Annotated in this window: 6 protein-coding genes; 3 read left to right on the forward strand and 3 right to left on the reverse strand. The window is 42.5% G+C overall.

Annotated features, from left to right (window positions below; genetic code table 11):
- Window positions 1-137 precede the first annotated feature (137 nt).
- Window positions 138-527 (forward strand): hypothetical protein, encoded by a 390-nt coding sequence (locus DP116_RS16640; RefSeq protein WP_169156239.1) that lies wholly within the window; start codon window positions 138-140, stop codon window positions 525-527.
- A gap of 51 nt (window positions 528-578) precedes the next feature.
- Here the strand turns inward: DP116_RS16640 and DP116_RS16645 are convergent, their stop codons facing one another.
- The 3 genes from DP116_RS16645 to DP116_RS16655 all read right to left on the reverse strand — a co-directional run bounded on the left by DP116_RS16645 (window position 579) and on the right by DP116_RS16655 (window position 4,412).
- Window positions 579-833: a hypothetical protein gene (locus DP116_RS16645; protein ID WP_169156240.1), complete on the reverse strand. Its 255-nt coding sequence runs from the start codon at window positions 831-833 to the stop codon at window positions 579-581.
- Between the two features lie 188 nt (window positions 834-1,021).
- Window positions 1,022-4,075: a phosphoenolpyruvate carboxylase gene (gene ppc, locus DP116_RS16650; protein WP_169156241.1), complete on the reverse strand. Its 3,054-nt coding sequence runs from the start codon at window positions 4,073-4,075 to the stop codon at window positions 1,022-1,024.
- 109 nt (window positions 4,076-4,184) lie between these two features.
- Window positions 4,185-4,412 (reverse strand): hypothetical protein, encoded by a 228-nt coding sequence (locus DP116_RS16655; protein ID WP_169156242.1) that lies wholly within the window; start codon window positions 4,410-4,412, stop codon window positions 4,185-4,187.
- Window positions 4,413-4,737: 325 nt separating this feature from the next.
- Between DP116_RS16655 and DP116_RS16660 the strand changes: the two genes are divergently transcribed.
- Both DP116_RS16660 and DP116_RS16665 read left to right on the forward strand, forming a co-directional pair.
- Window positions 4,738-7,755 (forward strand): D-alanyl-lipoteichoic acid biosynthesis protein DltD, encoded by a 3,018-nt coding sequence (locus DP116_RS16660; protein WP_169156243.1) that lies wholly within the window; start codon window positions 4,738-4,740, stop codon window positions 7,753-7,755.
- A 175-nt stretch (window positions 7,756-7,930) separates the two neighbouring features.
- Window positions 7,931-9,430 carry an MBOAT family O-acyltransferase gene (locus DP116_RS16665; protein ID WP_169156244.1) on the forward strand — a complete coding sequence of 500 codons (1,500 nt, stop codon included), beginning with the start codon at window positions 7,931-7,933 and terminating at the stop codon, window positions 9,428-9,430.
- Window positions 9,431-9,510: the final 80 nt, after the last annotated feature.

The raw sequence follows: 9,510 nt of genomic DNA on the forward strand, positions 1-9,510 counted from the left end.
CCCTTACACCCCTACCCCCTTACACCCCTAGTTCTTGACTCACCTTGAACTTAATGAGTGTATGTTTCGACATACGCTTGTCACTTTTAGAGCTTTTGGTTTAATCTCAAACCAACGGTAAAGCATTAGGTTGCGTTATGTCAGACCCTCACACTCCTCGTAAAAACGACCGTGCCCTAGAAAAAGCTCTCACTAACAAAATTATTGATGATTATTTTGATAGCTCAGAAAGCTGGCTGCGAGCCATTTTGCGCATGTGCATCTTCTCTTTGGGTCATTTAGATGGACAATCCGTGTTTGTCGTAGAATGTCCCAATCAAGCAGTAGCTAAGCGGTTGAGTCGAAAAACTCATCCTTTTAGAGGAATTGTTTACTATTTAACTGATAATCTTAACGCTGGCGATCGCTCTCTGTTTTGCTACCGAGACTCTTCTGAAGCTACTTGGCGTTGTTTTGACACCAGAACCAACACCTGGAGAACTTTGAGTCATCGACAAACACCAACAGCCCCTACTGACGGGTTATAAACCATCTTGTGCAGGGGAACTGGGGGAGAAATAACTCTCTCCCTCACTCCCTCACTCCCGAGTTTGGCGTGTCGCTAAACCCCCAACAAATGCACCCAAGACTGTTCCTGTCCACAGTCCTGTTGTGCTACCTTGCCAAACTGCCCCTGGTGTTACCCCAAAGTTACACGTCTGTTTTAAAATCCAAGTTTGGTTTTGACACTTCTGACTGTGGAGACTTAAGGTGATTTGCCCTCCGATGTAACCTCCAATAAATCCTGACAGGAGGGCTAAAAAGGTGCAAGTGAGAGTTCGATTTTTAGTCATTAGACGTTGCAGAAGTAGGAACAGGGAACAGGGAACAGGGAACAGGGAACAGGGAATAGGGAACAGGGAACTCTTAACAGAACCTCGTAAAATCTCACTTTTGCAAGAGGTCTATTAGTCATTAGTCATTAGTCATTAGTCATTAGTCAATGTTTCAGGACTTTTGACTAATGACTTTGTATAACAAATCAACCAGTATTTCTCATCCCTGCAGCAATACCGTTGATGGTTAATAACGCTCCTCGCAACAATTCGCCTTTACTGTAACGAGAGTGAATCACTCCGGATGTCACATTTGTTCGAGCTTCGCGCAGGCGCTTGAGCAAGGAAATTTGTATGAAGCCTAGGGGCACAATTGTACCATTACGTAACTGCACCGAGCGCTGCAATACGGGGTCTCCATCCAAAAGCCGTTGATGACCGGTGATTTGTAAAACCAAACCCCTTGTCAAATAGTATTCACTAGCGATTTGTTCAAAAACTTGCTCAAAACGGGATTTGTCTTCAGGGTTAGACAGTTGTTGAACATATTGCTGTGCCATTTGCAAGTCTACTTTAGCCAAGGTCATTTCTGCCTTGGAAATCACCATTTTGAAGAAGGGCCATTTGATATAAAAATAACGCAGCAACTTCAAATGTTCTTCTGGTTCTTCGTTTAAGAATTCTTGCAACGCTGTACCAACACCGTACCAAGAAGGTAGTAAGAATCGGGTTTGCGTCCAGCTGAAAACCCAAGGAATTGCCCGTAAGCTGCTCAAATCTTTTTTACCAGATGGACGACGGGCTGGACGAGAGCTAATTTGCAGCTGGCTAATTTCCTCAATGGGGGTGACTTGATGGAAAAAGTCAATAAAATCAGGTTGTTCGTAGATGAGGTTGCGGTAGTGAACACGCGATCGCGCCGCTAATTCTTCCATAATTTCATTCCAAGGTTCTATATCATCGAACCCCGTCCGCAGCAAGCTCGCTTGAATGACAGCAGAACTGATCGTTTCCAGATTATACAGCGCTAAGTCCCGCAAGGAGTATTTAGAAGCTAAAACCTCTCCTTGTTCGGTAATTTTGATTCGTCCGTTGATACTGTGACCAGGCTGAGCCAAAATAGCTTCATAAGATGGACCACCACCGCGTCCAACAGAACCACCTCGTCCATGAAAAATCCGCAAATTTAGACCATATTCTTCTGCGATTTTCTGTAGTGATTTTTGAGCTTTGTGGATTTCCCAGTTACTGCTTAAGAAACCTGAATCTTTGTTGCTGTCGGAATATCCCAGCATCACTTCTTGCAAGTTTGGGATCAGGGATGATCTGAATTGGGAGGTAGAGGAAGGAACTTCCCCCGTTTCCCCTGCTTGATACCCTCCTGCTAGCAAAGCGCGGTACAAGGGTAATGCAAACAGTTCCCGCATCACGCTTGTGGAACGTCGCAAGTCTTCTACTGTTTCAAACAGGGGAACAACTTGAATGCTTCCAATAGCAGTACCCGGATCATAAAGTCCAGCTTCTTTAGCGAGTAGCAACACTTCCAACACGTCGCTGACTTGGCGACACATGCTGATAATATAGGTTTGGCAAACATTATTACTAAACTCTTGTTGGAGCGATCGCACGATCCGTAAAGTTTGAATCACATCGTTCGTTTTTTCCGAAAATGGCAGTTCTGCTGGAATTAACGGGCGACGTGTTTGCAGTTCTTCAACCAGCCAAGCAGTTCTCTCCTCTTCTGACAGTTCGTCGTAGGGGACTTTTAAAACTCCCAGGTATTCCAAGATTTCATTTAAAGCATCAGAGTGACGGGATGATTCTTGGCGGATGTCGAGATGCGTTAAGTTAAACCCAAAAATTTCTACCTGACAGATAAGATGTTCCAATTCTCGACAACTCAAACCTGTTTCTGTCAAGTTGCGTTCAATCAAGCGTAGTTCTGCTATAAATTCTGCTCCTGAGCGGTAAATTGGGATATTCTCATTCTTTAGGGGTTCTCGTTTGTACAGAGCGAGGTTGCGATCGCGAGTATTTTCCAGCCGCTTCAGGACATAAGATAGTTTCAGCCGATATGGTTCTTGTCGAAAGCGCAAAGCCAGTTGCTCGTATACTTCACTCAGTTGAGACTGTTCCAACTCCAAAGATTCCAGCAAGTCTGGTAAGATATCACTCCAGTGCAGCGATAGACTCAACAAGTTTATCAACTGCTTCACCGACTTGATGTATTTCTCTAGCACAATGTTGCGCTGATAGCAAGCTGTTTGCCAGGTAATTTCTGGTGTCACCGATGGATTTCCATCCCTGTCTGCTCCTACCCAAGAGCCAAACTTACAAAAGTTTTTATTGGGAGGTTCCAACCAGGGAAAAGTGCTAGACAATGCATGTTTGAAGCGTTTGTATAAGTGGGGTATAGTATCAAATAACACTTCTTGGAAGTAATGCAAGGCATAGTCTACTTCATCGAGTACCGAAGGTTTAAACTGGTGTAGTTCGTCGGTACGCCACCACAGGCGAATTTCTTCGAGCAATTGTTCTCGCACTTCCTCAACTTCCCAGGAAGGACCACCGCTAGTAGAGCGCTTTTCCATCACATCTAGCTGTTGCAACAGCTGAACCACTCGCCGTTGCTTATCACGGATTGTATGCCGAACAATTTCTGTTGGGTGAGCTGTAAAGACAAGTTGCACGTCCAACTGTGCAATCAGACGTTGAATTTGTTGTGGTGGGACGTTTAATTTGAATAAATAAGGGAACAAACTGGCGAAAGTTGCTGTTCGTTTACTATTGGAGTTTGCTTGCCAACTTTTTGTCAACAAGTCTGCCCCAAGTCCACTGTTAACAGGATTTTCTGCTTCTTCTTGGTTTGATGAACAGATGAAATCTGGTAGAGTTTCTTGAGTTGTTGACTCTGTTTCTACCTCATAGCGAGTTAATTGCTGTTGTTGTTCGTAGTCCTGTTCTATGATGTTAATCAACTGGAAATACAGAGCAAAAGCACGAGCCGCTCGAATTGCTTCGTTGATGTTGAGCTGTTCTATCAACTTGAAGACAGAGGAAGCTTGCTCGTTGATTGCTTGTCCTTCTGGGGAACACAAATCCCGTAGTTGCCGCAGCAAGTCTACCATCTTTTGACCACACTCTTGACGGAGAACCGACTCCCACAATTCCTCTACGACTTGGAGGCGATGGCGCAAAAATAAGTCGGAGGCGGGGTAGATGTTCACTGCCTGAGTAAAAGAGTATAAAAGGTAATTCATATCCTTTATGCTGGTTCAGCAGGTTAAGATTTTTAGATTCTATGAACTGAGTCAGTTATGATAGTTGGCATAGAATCATTGACGAGGCAAAGTAGATTTTTTAGCTTTGTTAAGATTCGTGATCGTCAGGGAAGTTAAGAATGGGCAGGCGATCGCCTCGAAATAATTCTTCTGTTGCCTCCCCAAACGCTTGTATAGTTTCTGTGGTGGCTTTTTCCCCTATTTGCAATAGTAGTATAGACGCAGTACCAACTTGCAAAAGCAAAGACTGGGGAATGGCAAAGAAAGCCAGATTTTGTTCAGAATCAGATGAAGAACCGGGGGTCACAGGTGGCATTTGTATTTCCTGGGGGTTCAATAAGGGAGAGGGATAAAATGTAAAACCAAACAAAAGTCAGTCTTGTGACTGTATACAACTATCTTGGCCGATTTTACAAAGTTATAAGGTAACAAAAGTGTAAAAAAAAACGACATAGTGTGATAATTCTATGGTTCTAGTTTACAAGGAATTGGGATTGGCGATTCGGGAATAACCATTGAGAATCATCTCACGAAGTTCCTAGTCGGAACAGGTTGACAAAATCCCCCTGAGCTAGTAAGCAATTTCTTGCTAAACGAAAGCACTGTTCCCTATCATAAGCTTCCTGTCAAGTCAAGTTTCCATGAAAACAGAATTACCAGATCGCCAAAAATCTCTAGTGCAGTGGGTCAGCCAAGCAACAGGGATTAGCACTTTCGGTGTGAAAGTCCGGTTGCAGGGAAACGAACTACACATTTTATGTGAAGGTGGAGAATGTCCAGAGCGTTGGCGAACTCTGTCTGACTTGCTGCGAGCATTACAACAAACAGATTTAGATGTCCTGACTAGCATTGACCAACCTGCAATTTATCAAGTTTTTGTCTACGGACAGAAAAAAGGGGAAAATCGACCGAGATGGTGTCATAAAGTTTATCTCAATCAACTTGATCGGCATTTAGAGCAGGTAGATCAAGCGCTGCTAGAAGACGAGGAAAAATCCAAAAAACCTTGTCGGGCGCTGATTGTTTCTAACGAAACTTTGGCACGCCAAGGAGATCCAGAGGCGATCGCTCGCTATCTGAGTGAAACACTCAGTACTTTTGATATTGCTGTACAAGTTGAAGTCATCAAGCCAAAACCCACAGAAAACAATGACAAAAATGAAAGTCAGCTGTGGATATTTTGTGAATCGAGTTATAGCCCAGATCCATCTTTAATAGCCGAACCAGTCGCCCAGAAATTACGCCATCTTAAACTTTATGGTTACCAAGATGCTGTGATTGCTTCGCGTGTCAAGGGTGAAAACAGAATAGATTGGCGGTTTTTGGTGGATTTGACGCCATCTGAGGTCATGGTTAAGGAATGGGCGCGTTGGGGAGATGTGCAAGCCCTGTCGCGTTTGTTAAGTGAGGCGTTGTTAAAGTCAAAAGTAGCAGTAGAACCAATACTCAAAGAATCAACACTACATATCTTTTGTACCCCAGTTTCTGAAACATTGGAACCTGCTCCAGTACCAGATAAGATACTGTGTTTACAAGCTGTAAAACCCCTGTTAGAAAAAATAGCCCCCCAAGGTATTATTGCAGCCACAGTGTATGGACAACAAAAAATAACAGACAACGAACCAGCATGGGTTGATTGGTTATATTTACCTGCGAAGGAACATCCAGCTCTTGCAATATCAGCCCAAGAGTTGGCGACTTCTGGGGATGAACCTGCTATTGTTTTCTTACTTGAACGTTTGCTCAACCCTGATGTAGATACGCGTCTCAAAACGGGAGGTCTTCGCGTCCTTGTGCAACGCATTGGGGATTTATTGCACATCATGTGTGATGCACCCGTTTGTCCAGCACGCGAACAAATTGCCTCACAAGTAACTGAGTTTGTGCATCAGCTCAAAATCCTTGGAATTGCGGGTGTACGTGTCTATGGTCGTTGTGCTGGTAACAAGGAACCAAATTGGGACTACAGTGTCGATTATAAACACCGCGAACTCTTGATAGCAGAAGCACCTCCAAAATTTGCTGCAATTTCTGCTTACGTTCCCAATCTTCTTCCAACTTCTAAGACTGACGAACCTGTGCTGCGCCCTAACCTATCTACTGAAGAAATTTACATCTTTGTCACAGAAGTGACTCAAGATTGGAGCGCAAATGTCAGAAAGCTTTTTTTAGGAACGCAGCTCTTTACAGATAACGACAAATCACAAGAAAAAACTACAAATCATGATCAAAAACAAGGACTGAGAGTTGCCTTAGTTTGGGGTGCGTTGGGATTACTGCTGACTTTACAAACAGATTGGATTTTTGGGAAAATTTTAGCCCGCACCACAGCCCCAACATCTACGGTGACCAGCGTTTCGCCGAAATCATCTTCTACTATTAAAACATCGTATACTTACCGGGCTGACGAGAAACAGAGAACTGCATTTTTTACGAATACTTCTAAAGAAAAATCTCCTAAAGATGAGAGCAGTGTCTTCAATGGTTTGAAATCTACGCAACCAGATTTGGAAGCGTCACCGTTGAAGCCAAAGGCAAGACCAACTGCTATTATTCTTGCCGCACGTTCTTACAAATCAGGAGCATTACTCAAGCAAAGACCAAGTTTCAAACCTCCGCAATTAGATCAGCAACTTACACTATACAAACAGCGTTTAGCAAAAATAGGGCATCCACCAGATGTATTGATTATTGGGTCTTCCCGCGCTCTCAGAGGAATAGATCCTGTCGCTGTTTCTAAATTTTTTGCAACTCAAGGTTCTCATAATATTGATGTTTTTAACTTTGGCATTAATGGTGCCACAGCAAAAGTCGTCGATTTTGTTGTGCGTCAACTTTTGCAGCCATCGGAACTACCAAAAATTATTATTTGGGCAGATGGTGCTCGTGCTTTCAACAGCGGTCGAGAGGACATAACCTTTAACACAATTGCTGCATCACCAGGATATCAATATGTGTTGCAAAAAGCAGCAGAAAAAACAACGAGCACAACGAATAGCACAGAACAGGAAACCGCAATAGAAGAACCCGAGCAAGGTAACAGCACTTATCAAGCGGTAGATAATTGGTTAAGTAAAGGTTTTGCTACTTTATCTGCTAGCTATCAAAAGCGTGACAATCTCAAAAATCTTTTGAAACAACCGCTGAAGTATTTGCCTGATATTAGCAACACGAACCAAGCAGTTACTCAAAAATCGCACAGGATGAATCTAGAAGAGGCTTCACAGCAAGCAGTTGACTTGGATGGATTTCTTGCTCTTTCGACTCGCTTCCAACCGACTACATACTATCAAAAATATTCTCAAGTTTCTGGGAACTACGACAACGACTACAAATCTTTTCGACTCCAAGGTGACCAAGATACTGCTCTACAAGCACTACTTAAATTTACCCAGTCTCAGAAAATAACCGTAGTGTTTGTCAATATGCCTGTTACAGCATATTATTTAGACTCAGTACGCTCAAAATATGAGCAAGAATTTCAGCAGTATATGCGAACTATAGCTGGCAAACCAAACTTTATTTACCAAGACTTAAGTCAATTATGGCCCAAAGCAAATGACTACTTTTCCGACCCCAGCCATCTCAACCGCTACGGTGCTTACAAAATATCGAAAAAGCTTGCGAATGATCCTACAATTCCTTGGTTCAGTAAATAAATCATGGGGACAGTAGGGGTAAGTTGTTACGTCTACAAGTAGAACTAGGGGGAGTGATAAAGAGGGTTTGAAGCTTTTCTTCAAAGTTAAAAAGATGCATTTTTAAAAGCGTGGCAGCTTATAAAACTAATGACTAATGACTAATGACTAATGACTAATGACTAATGACTAAAACATGAACTTTATATCTATTCTATACGGGTTATTCTTGCTGAGTGTGCTGGGAATTTATTGGTTTGTGGCACAACAAAAGTTGCGGTTATGGACGTTGCTGCTTGCTAGCCTTGTGTTTTATGCATCTTTGCAAGTTCATTACATCCCGTTACTAGTAGTACTGACTTTTTTTAATTTTCGTATTGCAAAAGAAATTGATGAAAAAACGATACCACATCCCCATTCTTCAGAGTGGCAACTTTCTGAAGAAGAATGGTATTTCGCTCAAATTGATTGGAATCATCGCCGTCTCAAGCTTTTGTGGCTAGGTATAGTTTCTAATGTTTTTTTACTACTTATTTTTAAATACTTACTACCTTTATTAAGGTTTTTTTCCCCCAATCTTGTCATTTTATCTGATGACTCTTTTAAACTGATTACCCCTTTGGGAATTTCTTTTTTTACCTTTGAGTGTATTGCATATTTAGTTGATGTCTATCGTGGGGCACCTGCTACTCAGGAGTTTCTCCAATTTGCCGCATACAAGTTTTTCTTTGCTAAACTGATTTCAGGTCCAATTACTCGTTTCCACAGCTTAGCGAGTGAATTCAAAAATCTCCGGTTGCTCACTCCTGATATTGTGGCAGAGGGACTATGGCTCATTGCTAGAGGTGCAGTCAAAAAAGGTATTTTAGCAGATCACTTGGGAACTTTTGTTGATTTATGTTTTGCTAACTTGCAAAGGGCAGGCAGTACAGATTTGTGGTTGGCAACTTTTGCTTATGGTTTCCAGTTGTATTTAGATTTTAGTGGTTACGTGGATATTGCCCGTGGTAGTGCTTTGTTATTTGGGTTAGTTTTACCTGAAAATTTTGACTTTCCCTACTTCAGCACGAGTATCGCTGACTTTTGGCGGCGCTGGCATATAACTCTGGGAGACTGGCTGCGTAATTACCTGTACTTCCCTTTGGGTGGTTCTCGCCAAGGATTTGATCGCACCTGCTTTAATCTAATCATTATCATGCTGATTGCAGGTATCTGGCACGGTGCAGCATTGGGTTTTGTGGTTTGGGGAGTCTTTCACGGGTTAGCTTTGGGTGTTCATCGTTTCACTGATGCGATCAGCAATCGCTTTGAAGATCTGGAAAATTTTTGGCAACAGCCATTGGGTATAACTTTGGCTTGGCTACTCACGCAGTTCATGGTTTTCACCTCTTGGGTTTGGTTCCGCCTACCCAACCTCGAAGATTCCTCTTTTGTATTTCAGCATCTTTGGGGTTTTCCTGGGGATGAGCAATTTGCTCAAAAGGTGTACGTTGAGGCGTTAAACATAACTCAATATCAACTAGCAACTTTGCTAGTTGTTCTATATATTGCAATGGCTGGAGTCTACATTTTTAACCGAACACTCAAGTTACAGTTCAGTTGGCCTGTAAAGCTTGTTTTCGTACCTTTGTGTTTTTACAGTGTTTGGTTACTCGCTCCTGAAGGCAGTTTACCTTATATATATTTTGATTTCTAGTTGATCCGATTTGATTTGGTGAAAAAATCTAAGTATCTGTAGTATCTGTAGGGGAGCCAGTACGGTGCGGGGGTTCCCGA

Source organism: Brasilonema bromeliae SPC951, from assembly GCF_012912135.1.
GTDB lineage: Bacteria > Cyanobacteriota > Cyanobacteriia > Cyanobacteriales > Nostocaceae > Brasilonema > Brasilonema bromeliae.